This window comes from Paenibacillus taichungensis (assembly GCF_003287275.1).
Classification (GTDB): domain Bacteria; phylum Bacillota; class Bacilli; order Paenibacillales; family Paenibacillaceae; genus Paenibacillus; species Paenibacillus taichungensis_A.
Genome location: NZ_QEVW01000057.1, coordinates 1 through 436, shown reverse-complemented (window position 1 = coordinate 436; position 436 = coordinate 1). Strand labels below are relative to the sequence as shown.

The window sequence follows — 436 nt, the reverse complement described above, 5'->3', positions numbered from 1 at the left end:
TGGGTTCCTCTTGTCCTCGTCGTCTCCCTGCCCCCCCTGGTGCACCTGGTCCCCAAGGCTTCCAAGGTCCCCCTGGTGAGCCTGGCGAGCCTGGAGCTTCAGGTCCCATGGGTCCCCGAGGTCCCCCAGGTCCCCCTGGAAAGAATGGAGATGATGGGGAAGCTGGAAAACCTGGTCGTCCTGGTGAGCGTGGGCCTCCTGGGCCTCAGGGTGCTCGAGGATTGCCCGGAACAGCTGGCCTCCCTGGAATGAAGGGACACAGAGGTTTCAGTGGTTTGGATGGTGCCAAGGGAGATGCTGGTCCTGCTGGTCCTAAGGGTGAGCCTGGCAGCCCTGGTGAAAATGGAGCTCCTGGTCAGATGGGCCCCCGTGGCCTGCCTGGTGAGAGAGGTCGCCCTGGAGCCCCTGGCCCTGCTGGTGCTCGTGGAAATGATGG

The 436-nt window shown here is 64.0% G+C and carries 2 protein-coding genes; both read left to right on the top strand.

Annotated elements, in window-relative coordinates:
• On the top strand, positions 1–252 hold a 252-nt coding region (locus DC345_RS32015), incomplete at its 5' end, for a hypothetical protein (protein WP_220095266.1).
• On the top strand, positions 249–436 hold a 188-nt coding region (locus DC345_RS32010; RefSeq protein ID WP_220095265.1), incomplete at its 3' end, for a collagen-like triple helix repeat-containing protein. The genes DC345_RS32015 and DC345_RS32010, both read left to right, overlap by 4 nt.